Annotated in this window: 11 protein-coding genes; 8 read left to right on the top strand and 3 right to left on the bottom strand. The window is 43.0% G+C overall.

The window, feature by feature from the left end:
* Positions 1-77 precede the first annotated feature (77 nt).
* Positions 78-860 carry an ABC transporter ATP-binding protein gene (locus V7K30_RS05815; protein WP_334997981.1) on the top strand — a complete coding sequence of 261 codons (783 nt, stop codon included), beginning with the start codon at positions 78-80 and terminating at the stop codon, positions 858-860.
* 102 nt (positions 861-962) lie between these two features.
* Positions 963-2402 (top strand): MlaD family protein, encoded by a 1440-nt coding sequence (locus V7K30_RS05810; protein WP_334997979.1) that lies wholly within the window; start codon positions 963-965, stop codon positions 2400-2402.
* A 909-nt stretch (positions 2403-3311) separates the two neighbouring features.
* Here V7K30_RS05810 and V7K30_RS05805 read toward each other — a convergent pair.
* Complete coding sequence (locus V7K30_RS05805; RefSeq protein ID WP_334997977.1) at positions 3312-3956, bottom strand: class I SAM-dependent methyltransferase; 645 nt, start codon at positions 3954-3956, stop codon at positions 3312-3314.
* Positions 3957-4258: 302 nt separating this feature from the next.
* On the opposite strand from V7K30_RS05805, the gene V7K30_RS05800 reads away from it, so the two are divergent.
* The 6 genes from V7K30_RS05800 (at position 4259) to V7K30_RS05775 (ending at position 12236) form a co-directional block, all read left to right on the top strand.
* Complete coding sequence (locus tag V7K30_RS05800) at positions 4259-5917, top strand: glycosyltransferase family 39 protein (RefSeq protein ID WP_334997975.1); 1659 nt, start codon at positions 4259-4261, stop codon at positions 5915-5917.
* 77 nt (positions 5918-5994) lie between these two features.
* Positions 5995-6462, top strand: a complete 468-nt coding sequence (locus V7K30_RS05795) for a MarR family winged helix-turn-helix transcriptional regulator (protein ID WP_334997973.1) — start codon at positions 5995-5997, stop codon at positions 6460-6462.
* A 162-nt stretch (positions 6463-6624) separates the two neighbouring features.
* A complete protein-coding gene (locus V7K30_RS05790; protein WP_334997971.1) occupies positions 6625-8097 on the top strand; it encodes an HlyD family secretion protein in 1473 nt (490 codons plus the stop codon).
* 130 nt (positions 8098-8227) lie between these two features.
* Positions 8228-9487, top strand: a complete 1260-nt coding sequence (locus V7K30_RS05785) for an MFS transporter (RefSeq protein WP_334997969.1) — start codon at positions 8228-8230, stop codon at positions 9485-9487.
* A 501-nt stretch (positions 9488-9988) separates the two neighbouring features.
* Positions 9989-11584: a DHA2 family efflux MFS transporter permease subunit gene (locus tag V7K30_RS05780; protein ID WP_334997967.1), complete on the top strand. Its 1596-nt coding sequence runs from the start codon at positions 9989-9991 to the stop codon at positions 11582-11584.
* Positions 11585-11633: 49 nt separating this feature from the next.
* Positions 11634-12236 carry a Uma2 family endonuclease gene (locus V7K30_RS05775; protein ID WP_334997965.1) on the top strand — a complete coding sequence of 201 codons (603 nt, stop codon included), beginning with the start codon at positions 11634-11636 and terminating at the stop codon, positions 12234-12236.
* A 283-nt stretch (positions 12237-12519) separates the two neighbouring features.
* Here V7K30_RS05775 and V7K30_RS05770 read toward each other — a convergent pair whose 3' ends face one another.
* Both V7K30_RS05770 and V7K30_RS05765 read right to left on the bottom strand, forming a co-directional pair.
* Positions 12520-15132: a chloride channel protein gene (locus tag V7K30_RS05770; protein ID WP_334998166.1), complete on the bottom strand. Its 2613-nt coding sequence runs from the start codon at positions 15130-15132 to the stop codon at positions 12520-12522.
* Positions 15133-15189: 57 nt separating this feature from the next.
* Positions 15190-15447, bottom strand: a complete 258-nt coding sequence (locus tag V7K30_RS05765) for a hypothetical protein (RefSeq protein ID WP_334997963.1) — start codon at positions 15445-15447, stop codon at positions 15190-15192.
* Positions 15448-15749: the final 302 nt, after the last annotated feature.

The raw sequence follows: 15749 nt of genomic DNA, 5'->3' as shown, positions 1-15749 counted from the left end.
CTAGCTTGCTTGTAGGGGTACAAATTGGGGAACCCACCTAAGCTACTGGCTCACCAATGACCAATGACTAATAACTAATGACTGAACCATTGATTGAACTGAAAGGTGTTTCTAAGTCCTTTGGTAGCCATAAAGTTCTAGATAATGTAGACTTGACCATTTACCGGGGAGAAGCACTGGGGATTATTGGCCCATCAGGGACTGGTAAATCAACAATTTTACGGATAATCGCGGGGTTACTTAGTCCCGATGAAGGAGAAATTTATGTACAAGGAGTGCGGCGAGACGGTTTGATTGAGGATGGTGGCCAGCAGGTTGGCATTGGCATGGTGTTTCAGCAGGCGGCGCTATTTGATTCGCTGACGGTGGAGGAGAATGTGGGATTTTTACTTTATCAAAATTCAAAGCTACGGCGATCGCGCATTCGAGATTTGGTAAAAGAAAAATTGGAGATGGTAGGTTTGCCAGACATAGCCAATCTCTACCCAGCCGAACTTTCTGGGGGAATGCGAAAACGGGTAAGTTTTGCTCGGGCGATTATGTCTAACCCCGATAATCCCACAGAAGGGCCAGAAGTTCTACTATACGATGAACCGACAGCCGGACTTGATCCCATTGCCTCAACAGTAATCGAAGATTTAATCCGCTATTTGCAATGTTTACATGGAGTTTGTAGTACCTATGCCGTTGTTACCCACCAAGACAGTACTATGCGCCGTACATCTGATAGACTTATATTTCTCTATGAAGGTAGAGTGCAGTGGCAGGGTACAGTTAGTGAGATATACAACACAGAAAATCCGTTGATCAGACAATTTATGAGTGGAAGTGTGCAAGGACCGATTCAAGTCGTCGGCTAGAAACTTAAAAGTGAAGAGTTATAAAGTGAGGAGTTATGAGTTAAATTCAACTTATAACTCCTCACTCCTAACTCCTAATTGGTTGTTGGTGGAGGCAAAAAAATGCGAGGACTTATGACAAGCCGCTTCGCGTCTGGGCGAACATTTAGAGAAGGCTCTGTGGGGTTATTACTCCTGCTAGGACTAGGGGTATTTGGATTACTCTTTTTGTGGTTAAATAGATTCACTGCTGCTGGCCGTTCATACAAAGTTATTGTGGAATTTGCTAACGCTGGCGGAATGCAAAAGGGATCACCAGTTCGCTATCGTGGCTTTAAGGTAGGAACTATTTCGCAGGTTCGACCAGGGCCAAATACCATTGATGTAGAGATTGAAATTGCCCAAACTGACCTAATTATCCCCCGGAATGTAGTGGTGGAAGCTAATCAAAGCGGATTAATTAGCGAAAGTATTATCGAAATCACACCAAAAGCAACCTTACCTGCTGGGGTTGTGCTTGCTAAACCCCTAGATAAAAATTGTGATACTAGTCTCATAGTCTGTAATGGCTCTCGGTTAAAAGGTCAGGTTGGGATCAGTGTTGATGAACTAATTCGCAGTTCAACTGAGCTAGCTGGTGTATACAATGACCCAAAATTTTATAGAAATGTCAATAGGGTTCTAGAAACTACCACAGGCGCAGCAACAAGTTTTACTGAGCTAAGTCAGGATTTACAAGGTTTGACCAAAAGCTTGCGACAACAACTAAATACCTTTTCAGCCACTGCTAATTCAATACAGCGAGCGACAAACCAATTTAATGCATCCGCGACTCAAACAGTAAATAAATTCGGTGCAACTGCAACTCAAGCAAATCATTTGCTGAACAACCTGGATAATCTGTTGACAACAAATCGTTCGGTGCTGGTTGGTGCTTTGAACAATATCACCGAAACCAGCAACCAACTGCGTGTTACAGTCACTAGCTTATCACCATCTATCAATAGATTGACTCAAGGAGAATTACTCAACAATTTAGAAACTCTTTCAGCAAATGCAGCGCAAGCCTCAGCTAATTTACGCGATGCTTCTAAAACCTTAAATGATCCAAAGAATGTGGTGCTGCTGCAACAAACTTTAGATTCAGCACGAGTAACGTTTGAAAATAGCCAAAAAATTACATCTGATTTGGATGAGTTGACAGGTGATCCTACTTTCCGAAAAAATTTGCGGCAATTAGTGAATGGTCTAAGTGGTTTAGTATCTTCTACACAACAGATGCAGCAACAAGTGCAAGTTGCTACGACTCTAGATTCGGTAAAAGCTGCTGTGAGCAAACCAAAGAATCTAATTCCTACGCCAGCACCAACCAAACAGGCGATGTCTAATGACAAGTCCCTACCTGTCTACGTAATTAATCCCTCACCTGCTAATTTTGTTAGTATCGACACCAACCCTCAACCAACCCCCAGTCCGTCTATCCCTAACTCATCCCAAGAAGACCTCTTGAAGCAGCTGCGGGAGTATGGTAAGCAACGGGAGCAACCGCAGACGGGGAAATAGGCAATACAGCTTGACCGAATTTTAGATTTTAAATTTTGGATAAGGGAATTCAAAATTTAAAATTTAAAAAGGTCTGTCCCTTGCGTGTCTTGTAAGAGTTGCCCCCGAATTTAAATGCGAGAACAATTCTATTATCCAAAATCTAAAATTATTAGACCTCTTGCATGAATCAAAAGCCCTCACCCTAAATCCCTCTCCCAATTAGGGCTACCGTGTACACACAAGTCCTAAAAACCTAGCTTGATTAGGCTTGACTCGTTCCCATGCTCTGCATGAGGAATGCATTCATTGAGTCTCTGACTCAATATCTGATATCATGTCCGCTTGATTGCTTATTAAACCCGAAGAACCCCACCCCTTAATCCCCTCCCCGCAAGCGGGGAGGGGAGACAAAGCATAGCTTTGGCGGGGTGGGGTGCAATGAGTGTGGGAATCGTAACTAATTATGCGGACATGAGATGACTGGAGGCAGCAGCATCTAATCAACCATTCCTAGCTTTGCATGGGAACGAGAGAACAAGGAGAAATGAGAAATCGAGCTTTTTTCGACTTGTGTGTACACCGTAGCCCATCCTTGGGAGAGGGACTTTGAAATTACCTCCCCTTCTCGCAAAATTGGGAGAAGGGGTTAGGGGTTGAGCGTAGTTTTGCATTCGCGCAAGAGGTCTATTTATTATGTAGTGCTTCCTGAGGCAGCAAGTAGTCTTTAACCCCTGCGTAAAATTGACTTGAATTTTACTTTAATAAAGCTTTGTTGCTAACAGTTGTGCTGCTCATTTGTTCTCGCAAAATAGCAACTTGAGAAAGCATGATTTTTTCTAGTGCGCCACTTTCCATCGCTCCCATCCAAACGAACTCACCAGTGGAGAAAAGATTTAGTCACTCGCTTGAAACTAGTGACTATTTGGCTTAACTGCGGTAAGCTATGACGGCATAAAATGGGTCTCCTCCAGCTGCACCCAACCACTGTAAGAAATTCGGTAATGTTGACTTATGAGCTATAACTTCTGCGGTTGTAAATCCTGGAACTGAGGCGAAGTAGGCTTTGATTAATTCCACTCGCTCTACTTCTGAAGCCTCTCGCCAAGCTTGAATTGCCTTTTCAAAAAACATGCGGTTAGAAAAGCTGATAATTGCGACACCACCGGGTTTCAGGATGCGATAAATTTCGGAAAATACTGCTTCTGGATATTGCACATACTGCACAGATACGCAATTGAGAACAGCATCAAAATCTTCATCTGGTAAAGGTAACTGCGGATTTTCGTTAAGATTTTGCACAAAGTAATGATTTAAGCGGGGATTACGTGCTAGTTCCTCACCATTGAGTCCGTGTCCTTCCACATGAGAAAACTGCATCTCTTCTGGCAGATGAGACACCCAACTGCTCATCATATCAAAAATGCGGGTGTTGGGTTTCAGGCGATCGCGATATAAATCCGTTAGCTGTTGAATAAATCCTTCATCGACATGGGTGACGAAGCGGGGATAGGCATAGAACAACTTATCGTCTGTGTCGTCTAATTTCAGGCGTTGATTCGGTCTTAACTGCATAAATCTCTGTTTTGGAGAATTTTTTCGGAAAATTGTGGCAATTTCAGGTATTTTTTAACAATCACTATGTAACATATTTTAATAACAGCAGGACACATAAAAATTCATGCATTCAAAATTCATGCATTCAAAATTGTTCGCGCAGCGTCTTGTAGAGAAGAGAGTTACATAAGGAGATTTAAACCCCGACTGAAACAAAAACTACGTATAGACGTAGCGTTTAGTATCCACAGTCAAGGGGTATTTAACCCTTGAATTTAAGATAAAGAGTCTAAATAGCAGCATTCAATTCTATCAATTCAATGTTATATAAACTACACTTCTTGCAGCATATTTGGCGACAAATCCGCTTAGTCGGATCATTACCCTATTTTAGTTTGTTAGTTTGGACACTGCCCTTATTATTATTTACTTCTGGGCACAATAGTCTGATGGCACATGATGAAGCGCTTTACGCATCGCGTGCACGTCTGATGTTTGATTCTGGTAATTGGATAGATCCTTGGGAAAGAGCACATCATAAAACCCCTGGTCCTTATTGGTTAATTGCTAGTTTCTACAAGCTGTTTGGTCTCAGTGATGCTAGTGCGCGTATTCCTAGTATGATTGCTGGCATTTTTAGTTTATGCCTTGTGTATGAAATCGGCAAAATTATGCTAGGTAAAAAATTAGCTTGGCTAGCTGCTGCAATTTTAAGTGTGGAATTTTTCTGGCTGCAATATTGCCGCTTAAGTACACCTGATGTACCGATGATTTTTTTGGTACTTTTAGCTATTTGGTCTTTAATAAAAACGGAATTACATCCTAAATATCGCTATTTTTGGAGTTTTATAGCTGGTTTAAGTTTAGGTTTAGGCTTCTTAATCAGAAGCTTTATGATTTTTTTGCCAATTATAGCTTTATTGCCTTATTTAATTTGGGAACATCGCCGTCATCGTCATCTTACTAACCCAATTTTGTATTTAGGCTTTTTCGTAGGTTTAATACCTACCTGTGTTTGGCTGTGGTTAAACTGGTTACACTACGGAAATCAGAGTTTTGAGGAGTTGCTCAATTTTGTTGGGCAGCTAGGTTCTGATAACCATTACAATAATGGACTACTGTTCTATGTCTGGAATATTGCTTTAAATACATTTCCTTGGGCTTTTTTCGGGATTTTAGGTTTGTTTTTGACTGTCCGTCGTCCTATTTATCGTTACCAGTTAATATTAGTTGGTTTTCCACTTGTCCTATTTTGTGAAATTAGTATTTTTAGAACTCGTTTCCCTCATTATGGTCTTTGCCTTTATCCGTTCCTAGCTTTGTTTGCATCTGTGGGTTTAAACTGGTTAGGCAATATTTACCAGATAGGCATTCCCTCACAATTACCTCTTCAAAAAGGTAAAATAAATATATTAAATCTTTTTGCAAGGAAGAATCTTCCTCGGAATCTCAGTTATGGCTTTGGTGGGTTAGGTGTTTTACTTGTTATAGCGAGTGTTGGCGTTATTAGTTGGGGTAGTTCTGATATTCGCAAGTATGCAACTATTGGCTTGGCTATGGGCTTGGGTTGGTTAATTTTACCTGTGGTGTGGATTAGTCGTTACCACTTTGGCAAAAAGTTTCTTACGGCTCGTTACTGGATTGCAGGTTGGTTAATTCCCTGTTGGCTAGCTTTGGCGGCGATGGGTAGCATAGGGCTGTTAAGTGACTATAATCCTGTTTTGAAAACTTTTTTACAACAAAGTGCGATCGCCTCAATTCTCCAATCTCATCCGACTTACTATGTGCAAATAGACCAGAAAACCGAAGTACTGCTTTATTTCTATCTTTCTATTCATGCTCAACAAGTAGCCTCTGTTTCCCAAATACCAGCTTTGAGCTATGCTTGGATCTATACTGACCAGTTACCTAAATTATCTAGACCTCACCGCATTATCGGCACTGTCAAAGAGTACCAGTTGATTCAACTTCTTCTCTAAGACAGATACAAAGCAACTATTGCTAAAAAACATTAATCTAGTTATGATAATAGTACGCACACTAAGTATTTTGCTAAATGGTTTCTACATCTAATCACTCCCCAGCTTTAGATTCGTGGCAGCAAAATCTGGCACCATACAATTTGGGCTACAGAATCAAATTAGTCTCACAACTGCTGAGTCGCAAGTTTACTGAAAGGCTAGAACCGTTTGGACTTACGCCATTTCACTGGCTGGTGTTGTGCTGTTTGTGGCAAGAAGATGGTTTACCTACTTCTAGTATTGGGGACAAACTCAAACAAGTGGGAGGGACTTTAACAGGCGTACTAGATCGGATGGAAGAACGCAGCTTGGTACGTCGAGAACGCGACACCCACGATCGCCGCATCTGGCGGATCTGGCTAACGGATGCAGGAAAGGAACTAGAAGCTGTCTTACCACCAATCGCCGCAGCAGTACGTGATGAAGCGATGGACGGTATTTCCTTTGCTGATCGGGAAGTGTTTTCCCAAATCTTGAATCGGGCGATCGCTAACCTCTCCTAAAAGATAGTCCCATAATCACCCGACCGGGGGAAGTGACATCAGGATTTGTTTTGAGATAATATTACGCATACTAAGGAAAGAAGATTTTTTTCAGGAAATACTACGCATTCTAAATAAACGACTATCAATCAAATTATTGAACGAGCAAGCGAGGTAACAATCATGGGTGGTAATACTCTTAACGGACGCAACGGACACAAAACCCCAGTTTTAGAAAAAGAAGTGATTCCTGATTCAGAGACTTTAGAAATTCTTACCGCAGAAACATCCGCAACAGCAGAAGCGCCTGTTGTAACTCCTGAGATCGAGAAAGAAGTTCCAGCGAAACCGAAGCGGAAAAAACCGACTGGTTTAATTTTGGCAGGATTAGGCGTGGGTGCGATCGCCGCCGGGACTTTTGGTTATCACTACTGGCAATACGCCTCTACCCACCAGGAAACAGACAACGCCACCGTTGCCGGAAACATTCACCAAGTTAGTAGCCGCATTCCCGGAACTGTAAGTCAGGTGCTTGTGAATGATAACCAACTGGTGCAACCGGGACAATTATTAGTGAAGTTAGATCCACGGGACTATGAAAGTAAGGTACAACAAGCAGCCGCTGCCCTAGAAAATGCGCGTGGACAGGCGCAAGCCGCCCAAGCAAATATTGCCTTAACTTCACAAACTACCACTGGTAAGACAAGTCAAGCGCAGGGGGATGTTAGCGGTGCGGTAGCAGCAATTTCCACAGCCCAAGCAGCAGTACAAGAAGCCCAAGCTGGGATACCGGCGGCGCAAGCTGAAGTTAGACTGGCCCAAGCGGGGATTCCCGCCGCGCAAGCGCAGGTAGCGCAAGTAAATGCGAATTTGGAAAAAGCTCAAACAGATTACAATCGTTACAACCAGTTGTATAAAACAGGTGCGATCGCTCGTCAGCAGCTAGACGCAGCCAAGGCAACTTATGATGTGGCAACGGCACAAAAAAACGCTGCTATTCAGGGAGTAGAAGAAGCCCAAGCTAAGTTAGCTTCCGCCAAAGTTGGTGTCGCCAAAGCCCAGTCTCAACTAGCACAGGCGCAAGAAAATGTCACCAACGCCCAAGCTAAATTGGCAGCATCTAAGGGAGGATTGCAACAAGCTACCGCCGGCGGACAAGATACAACAGTAAAACGTAGTCAATACGATGCGGCAAAAGCTGCGATCGCGCAATCAGAAGCATCGCTCAAAGACGCACAATTACAACTATCCTATGCCAATGTTACCGCTCCCAGTGCCGGACGAGTCGGTAAGAAAAACGTGGAAATTGGCAACCGAGTCCAATCGGGAACACCATTAATGGCGATCGTAGATAACAACTATTGGGTAGTTGCGAACTTCAAAGAAACTCAATTAGAAAAGATGCGGCCAGGAGAGGCTGTAGAAATCAAGCTGGATACTTTCCCTAATCACACCTTTATTGGTCGTGTTGACAGTGTTTCGCCAGCTTCCGGCGCTCAGTTTGCCTTATTGCCACCGGATAATGCTACAGGTAACTTTACTAAAGTGGTACAGCGCATCCCAGTCAAAATAGTTTTCGACCAAAAGAGCATTCAAGGGTACGAATCGCGGATTACTCCGGGGATGTCTGCGGAAGTTGCTGTGGAAGTAAAGTAATACCAAATTGCCTGCAAACAGGTGAAAAACCTCTTTCTTGCTATGACATTCTCCTACATCTATAGAGAGGCGTATAAAGATGAGGTGAGATGATATTTGTGAGAGCAGATTGGTATAAAACAAACCTTACATGAAAAAACCGCTACTACCTGCATTGAGGTCAAAAAACTACCAGCTGTTTTTTGCTGGACAAGGTATTTCCCTAATTGGGACGTGGATGACGCAACTTGCCACGATTTGGCTAGTTTATAACTTAACAAACTCGCCATTAATGCTGGGAGTTGTGGGATTTTCGAGTCAAATTCCTAGCTTTTTTTTAGCTCCCTTTGGTGGAGTGTTTGTAGATCGGTTTTCTCGGTATCGTACCTTAATTGGTACGCAAGTCTTGGCGATGATTCAATCGTTAATATTAGCAGTGCTGGCGCTAACTGGTGTGATTCAGGTATGGCACATCATCGTCTTGAGTTTGTTTCAAGGATTGATTAACGCCTTAGATGCGCCAGCCCGCCAAGCATTTGTGCCAGAATTGGTTGAACACAGAGAAGATTTAGCCAATGCGATCGCTATTAATTCCACGATGATCAACGGTGCGCGATTAATTGGCCCTGCGATCGGGGGTTTATTAATTGCTCGCGTTGGAACTGGCTATTGTTTTTTATTTGATGGTTTGAGCTACATTGCTGTAATCGCCGCTTTATTGGCAATGAAAGTTAAACCTTGGAAAAATTCGGTAAATGACGGTAATCCCTTGCAAAAAGTCAAAGAGGGATTTGTATATGCCTTTAGCTTCCCACCCATTCGATCCATCCTATTGCTATCAGCTTTAGTCAGCCTCATGGGACTGCAAAATACTATTCTCGTCCCAGTGATTGCCGAACAAGTTCTCAAAGGTGGTGCAGAAACTTTGGGGTTTTTGATGGCGGCATCTGGAGTTGGAGCCTTAACTGGTGGTATTTATCTAGCTACGCGCCAAACAATCTTGGGAATTGGGAAATTTATTGCCTTAGCTCCAGCAATTTTAGGAATTGGTCTAATTGCCTTTTCTTTTTCTCGGTTTTTACCACTTTCTTTATTTACAATGTTATTTGTTGGCTTGGGTACAATTCTCCAAATTGCTGCTAGCAACACATTTTTACAAACAATTGTTGAGGATGACAAACGCGGGCGATTGATGAGCTTATACACAATGTCATTTTTGGGGATGATTCCCGTGGGTAATTTATTAGGAGGTATATTAGCAAGTCATATTGGTGCTACCAACACTTTAATGATTGATGGGATAGCTTGTGTTTTAGGGTCGATTATTTTTAGCAGACAGTTGCCTGCTTTAAGGAAAATAATGCGTCCAATTTATGAGCAAAAGGGCATTGTCACAACTCAGGAAGTTTAAGATAGATAACCGAAGTTAAATTTAGATTTATGTTACACCAGTTTGCAATTGAGTCTAATACAGACCTAACCCCCAACCCCTTCTCTACTAGCGTTGGGGAGTAAGATTCAAAGCCTCTCTCCTTTTAGGAGCTACGGTGTACACACAAGTCCTAAAAACCTAGCTTGAATTAGGCTTGACTCGTTCCCATGCTCTGCATGAGGAATGCATTCATTGAGTCTCTGACTCAATATCTGACTGGAGGCAGCAGCCTCTAATCAACCATTCCTAGCTTTGCATGGGAACGAGAGAACAAGGAGAAATGAGAAATCGAGCTTTTTTCGACTTGTGTGTACACCGTAGCTCCTAAAAGGAGAGAGGTCAAAACTGTACTGCACCCAAGCGAGAACCTCTATAATGAGCTTTTCTATAGTATTCATATTTTAATTTCGCCGTGCAGAGAGAAAGATAAGATTTAATAATAGATTTTTTACTACTTAACCTTGGAACTGGAACAACACTATGGCTAATACAGGTGTAATTCGTCAGCAAGGGCAAAATCCTGCTCTACCACCAGAACGTGTACCGCTAAAAACCTGGATTGGTGTATTAGCCAGTATGCTTGGTGCATTTATGGCGGTATTGGATATTCAAATAACTAATGCTTCATTGCAAGATATTCAAGCAAGTTTAGGAGCAACTTTAGAAGAAGGTTCTTGGATTTCTACCGCGTATCTCGTAGCAGAAATTGTGGTAATCCCTTTAACAGGATGGTTATCACGGGTGTTTTCTCTGCAACGTTATCTGTTAGTCAATACTGCATTATTTATTTTCTTTTCTATATGCTGTGGTTGGTCGTGGGATCTCAATTCCATGATTTTATTTCGGGTCTTACAAGGTTTTAGTGGAGGAGTATTAATTCCCACCGCTATGACAGTTGTATTAACGACTTTACCTCAATCTAAGCAATCAATTGGGCTGGCTGCATTTGGGTTTAGTGCAGTTTTTGCACCCTCAATTGGCCCGACATTGGGAGGTTGGTTAACAGAAAACTTTGGTTGGGAATACAACTTTTATATAAATGTAATTCCAGGGACATTAATGCTAGCTGGTGTTTGGTATGGAATTAAGCAAGAACGTCCCCAAATTAATTTATTGAAACAAGGCGATTGGTGGGGAATTATTGCAATGGCTATTGGGTTAGGTTCCCTACAAGTTGTTTTAGAAGAAGGTAGCCGGAAAGATTGGTTTGGTTCAGCATTGATTATACGTTTAAGTGTAATCGCGGCAATTTTTTTGGCGATATTTTTCTATATTGAATTAACTCGTAAACAACCATTTATTAATTTACGGCTTGTCTTTCGGCGGAACTTTGGTTTAGCGAGTATTGTCAATGTATCACTGGGAATAGGATTGTATGGTTCAATTTATATTTTACCTCTGTATCTTGCCCAAATTCAAAAATACAATGCGTTGCAAATTGGTGAAGTATTAATTTGGGCTGGGATTCCCCAACTGTTTATTATTCCCCTCATACCCAAATTGATGCAACGTATTGATGTGCGATTAATGGTGGCTGTGGGTGTGACTTTGTTTTCCATCAGTGCATTTATGAACTCTGGAATGACTAATGAAACTGGATTAGAGCAGTTACGTTGGTCGCAATTTGTGCGGGCAATGGGACAACCTTTAATTATGGTGCCGCTTAGTTCTATCGCCACTGCTGGATTGAGTCAACAAGAAGCAGGTTCAGCAAGTGGTTTATTTAATATGATGCGGAATCTGGGCGGTTCTCTAGGAATTGCATCTTTAGCAACTTTATTAAGTAACAGAGAGCAATTTCACTCGAATAGATTGGGTGATGGAGTATCTTTATATAACCCAGAAACTCAACAGCGACTAGACCAGATGACACAGTATTTTGTCAGTCGGGGAGCAGATTTAAGTACCGCTCAAAATGAAGCGATCGCATCTATATCTAATATAGTCCGCCGGGAAGCATTTGTAATGGCTTTTAACGATTGTTTCTACTTTATTGGCATTGCTTTATTACTCAGTGGACTTGCCGTTTTATTCTTAAAAAAGGTGAAGCCAACTGGTGGTGCTGTCGCTCATTAAATTTGTTCTATGGGTTAAAATTGTTTGACAAAACTACTAAGCTACTAAAATGGCCATTAGTCAAAATGAGTACTATATCTTGCCACAAGAATATTTAGAAGGCGAGAAATTTAGTGAAATCAAACACGAGTATATTGATGGGCAAGTCTACGCAATGGCAGGGGCAAGTGATGCTCATGTCACTGTTAGCATGAATGTATCTATGCTGTTGCGAAACCATCTCCGGGGTAGTGGTTGCCGTGTCTATATGTTAGACATGAAAGCACAAATTGATGTGATAAATCGCTATTTCTATCCTGATGTGATGGTGACTTGCGATACACGAGATAGAGAATCTGAATATTTTAAATCTTATCCTTGCTTAATTATCGAAGTGCTTTCTGAGTCAACAGAAGGCTATGATAGAGGGAAGAAATTTGCTAATTACCGACACTTAGAATCACTACAAGAATATGTGCTAATTTCACCACAGCAAATGAGTGGAGAATGCTTCCGCCGGAATGAGGAAGGACATTGGGTACTTTACCCTTATGAAAAAGAACAAGAAGTGCATTTAGCTAGCGTTGATTTTCGTTGCGCGATGCCTGCGGCGGGCTACGCCTACGCAGCTATATATGAAGATGTATTATTAGTAGACGAGAATGTTTCCTAATCCCATATTTCGGGGTCAATTTCTAAGAGGATGTTTGAAAAGTCCTCTTGTTGGTATCAAAAATCTTAGATCCCTCTAAATCCCCCGATAAATTGGGGGACTTTGACTCCGGACTCCGGTTTCCCTCTTTTTAAGGGGGGTTAGGGGGGATCAATAAGTGCCTAAAATCTCACAGCCAAACACTTTTCAAACAACCTCTAAAGCGTTGAGTCGCAATTTATCTACAATTTTCTCCCGCTTTTGTCGCCCAACTTCCGCCCGTTCCTCACCCGTTAAAAGGAGATTAATTACCTTCTCCAATAGCAGATGCTGCACGTACCAAAATCACAGTTTGGTTGTTATTGCGGGAGATAGTTGCTGGGATATTACCATGCACTACTTGCTGCAACATTCCCTCACGAGAAGCTCCCAAAATAATCACATCACTCTGGTTGCGTCTAGCACAATCTAAGACGGCTTCTGGCACAGAATTTGCATAGAGTGGAGCAATTGTTACTAAACCATTGAGCCGTTGCTTGAGAAAATCAGCAGCTTTTTTGAGAGTTGTTGTATCCGCTTCGGCTTTATTTGGTTCAAACACTTGACATAAGTTGACCACTGGAGTTTTACTCAGTGAAGTTAGTGCTGGAAGCAGTTGAATTGCCTGCTGGGCATTGGGGCCACCCGCTATCGGCACTAACCAGCGTTCCAAGTGGGTTTGCTTATTCAGCTTGACTAACACCACATCACAGGCTGCTTGGCGGATAATTGTATCTACTACCCGACTGAAGACCCTTCCCGGTGTGGCTGTGCTGCCTTTCCAACCCATTAGCATGAAATTAATATGACGGTCTTTGATAGTTTGTAAAATTGCTTCTGACAAGTCGTGAGCAACTCGAATTTGGGTATGTACTGGGATATGCCATGTCCGTCCTAAACGCATTGCTTGCCCCAGTGGGCCCATAGCTGCCTTGATACTCACTTGAGTTTCTGCAAGAATCTTGTGAGGGGGGACAACAATAATATGCAGACATTCTATTTCATAATGGCGATCGCGGGCAATTGCCATCGCCATTTCCAAGAGCATACCTGCTGTTTTCGGGTTACTCAATGGCACCAGTAACCTTCCCTGTCCAGTTTCCGGCGCACTACTATGGTAAATCACGCGGGATGGTTCGGATTTAGAACCTACCAAATCTTCGGAACCATTGAAATAGGCAGCTTGCACCCGAATAATATCACTACGGGTAATGATACCCACCAAGCGGTTTCCTTGCACAACTGGTAAACAGTTAATCTTGTAACGGTTGAGCAAGTGCAGTACATGGGCAAGGGTATCACTAGGACAGGTAGTTACTGGTTCTGGAGTCATCACTTGGGACACAGTAGGATGCTCAGTTAAACCTGTTCGGGAGAGATTTGTGATATCTTGTTGGGTTAAGATTCCGACCAATTTACCCTTTTCCAATACTGGAAAGTGGCGGTGGGAGGATTGGGAAAATGCCTGCAATGCCTCATCCCAACTCATCCGGCTCCCCAGAGTTTCCACACTCGGTTGCATAACATTGGCTGCGGTTAGTTGCGTCCAAGGTGCTTGGGGATTGGCTTCTTCTGGCAAATGAATGCCCTTAAACTCTAACAGATGGTCATATAGTGACCCCGTTTCTAGGGATTCCGCCACCAAATAAGCAGTTACCGAAACAATCATCAGCGGTAACACCAAATTAAAGTCGGTTGTCATCTCAAACACGATGATGACTGCCGTAATTGGAACTCGCGCCACCCCACAGAAAAATGCCCCCATCCCCACTCGTGCATAGGTTGTCGCCAAACTCAAAGCGAGGAAGTGGTATTCTAAGGTTCCTACCAAATAACCCAAAGCTGCTCCCAGTCCTAGAGTGGGAACCAGCAATCCAGCAGGCGCACCAGAAGCGTAGGTAAAGATGATAAGTAGGAACTGAACAAAGAAAACTAGCGCCACTAATTGCCAGTTTGCTTCACCCGTCAGCAACAGTTCCCGTAATCCAGCGTTGTCCCGAAATAATAAGGGAAGGCAAGCAAATACCAATCCCGTCACTAATCCAGCCAGTCCCATCCGCCAAGGTAAGCTGATTTTGAGAAAGCGACGACTTAAACCCAAACTGGCGAGAACTCCGCGATTGAACAGTACGCCCCCAACCCCTGCCAAAATTCCCAACAGCAGGTAAAAGGGTATTTCCGACACATAAAAGCTGGTATTGGCAGCCGCTAGATGCAGATTTAAATCTAAACTATGGGTGTCACAAATACGGGCAACAACAGAACCAATAAATGAAGCCAGGATTGCCGTTCCCAAGGTGATGTCAGAGACATCTTGCAAAAGTTCTTCGACAACAAATAATACCCCAGCAATCGGGGCATTAAAGGCCGCCGCCAGTCCCGCCCCGGCTCCGGCTGCAATCAGTTGGCGACGGTGTTCAGGGGAGGTGGGAAACCAGTGACTAAACTGATTGGCTAAGGCTGCACCAATTTGCACTGTAGGCCCTTCCCGCCCCAAGGGCATCCCAGATGCTAGCACCAGTGTTGCACCGACCAATTTCACCAAAGCAATTCGCAAGTTGAGAGGCATGGGCACCTTTGCCAGCACCGCTTTTACTTCCGACATGCCGCTACCAGCAGCTTCAGGGGCGATGCGCTCCACCAACCAGCCTGCGAGAAATCCGCCCACTAAGCCAATTATCGGCAGTGCCAACAAAGCTGGAAACTGATGGGATATTTGCTGTCGCCACCCACCTAACAATCCCACGCCTTGCCCTAACAAGACAGCAGCCAATCCAGAGACTAAACCAATCAGACAAGCTTGCACCATTGCAAGGCGTTTAGTGGGCAAAAGCTTATGGGAGAGGCGCTTCCAAAAAATCTGCCCCATGCGTGCCATCTTGATTTTAAACTTGACAATCAATTGGCTACTCATTAAATTCGACCACTATAATAATCACACGAATAAGTTAGTAGGGCGCGATCGCTTCAATTCCAGAGATTTTGCTGGTGTTGGTGTTGACACCGTTGTTGGAGTATCAGAGGATTGCCAGGGCAATTGGTGATGGTTAAACCAATAATCTCCAGAAAATCCCATGACGACAGCTATTAGTAATAATAAATATAATTCTTTTCGCCCAACGTTATCGGGTGAGTTTTCGCTCAAGCTGGATTGAGATAAATTCGAGTTTCCATCAATAGTGTGATGTCTCATAGAAGACCTCCAACTTTATTGTTAGCAACATGGAAGAGGATTTTTATTAGTTTAAGTCAAAACCCCCCAAACCAAATTATGTATTTGGTTCGGGGAAATTTTGCTATGTGGTGTTCCGAGGAGTTATTCAGAATATCAGCTTAAAAAATAGTTGTGGAAATATCAGGTAGAAATCGGGTAGACACTCACAAAGCATAAACTAAAGCTGCTTCAATTGCTAACTTCGTTTAATTTATCGAACCGCCTTCTCTGCGAGAGGCTTCTCTTGGGGAGGCTGCGCCAACGCCAACGCGTAGCGTCTC

This window comes from Nostoc sp. (assembly GCF_036917655.1).
In the GTDB taxonomy this organism is placed as follows: Bacteria; Cyanobacteriota; Cyanobacteriia; order Cyanobacteriales; family Nostocaceae; genus Nostoc.
Note: the sequence above shows the minus strand (reverse complement) of the source record. Positions and strands in the feature narration are given on the sequence as shown.

What these genes read in the sequence shown, in the direction of transcription:
- V7K30_RS05800 (WP_334997975.1), top strand. Translation starts at nt 4,259, where the DNA reads ATGTTATATAAACTACACTTCTTGCAGCATATTTGGCGACAAATCCGC.
- V7K30_RS05765 (WP_334997963.1), bottom strand. Translation starts at nt 15,447, where the DNA reads ATGAGACATCACACTATTGATGGAAACTCGAATTTATCTCAATCCAGC.
- V7K30_RS05795 (WP_334997973.1), top strand. Translation starts at nt 5,995, where the DNA reads ATGGTTTCTACATCTAATCACTCCCCAGCTTTAGATTCGTGGCAGCAA.
- V7K30_RS05775 (WP_334997965.1), top strand. Translation starts at nt 11,634, where the DNA reads ATGGCCATTAGTCAAAATGAGTACTATATCTTGCCACAAGAATATTTA.
- V7K30_RS05805 (WP_334997977.1), bottom strand. Translation starts at nt 3,956, where the DNA reads ATGCAGTTAAGACCGAATCAACGCCTGAAATTAGACGACACAGACGAT.
- V7K30_RS05790 (WP_334997971.1), top strand. Translation starts at nt 6,625, where the DNA reads ATGGGTGGTAATACTCTTAACGGACGCAACGGACACAAAACCCCAGTT.
- V7K30_RS05785 (WP_334997969.1), top strand. Translation starts at nt 8,228, where the DNA reads ATGAAAAAACCGCTACTACCTGCATTGAGGTCAAAAAACTACCAGCTG.
- V7K30_RS05770 (WP_334998166.1), bottom strand. Translation starts at nt 15,132, where the DNA reads ATGGCACGCATGGGGCAGATTTTTTGGAAGCGCCTCTCCCATAAGCTT.
- V7K30_RS05810 (WP_334997979.1), top strand. Translation starts at nt 963, where the DNA reads ATGCGAGGACTTATGACAAGCCGCTTCGCGTCTGGGCGAACATTTAGA.
- V7K30_RS05815 (WP_334997981.1), top strand. Translation starts at nt 78, where the DNA reads ATGACTGAACCATTGATTGAACTGAAAGGTGTTTCTAAGTCCTTTGGT.
- V7K30_RS05780 (WP_334997967.1), top strand. Translation starts at nt 9,989, where the DNA reads ATGGCTAATACAGGTGTAATTCGTCAGCAAGGGCAAAATCCTGCTCTA.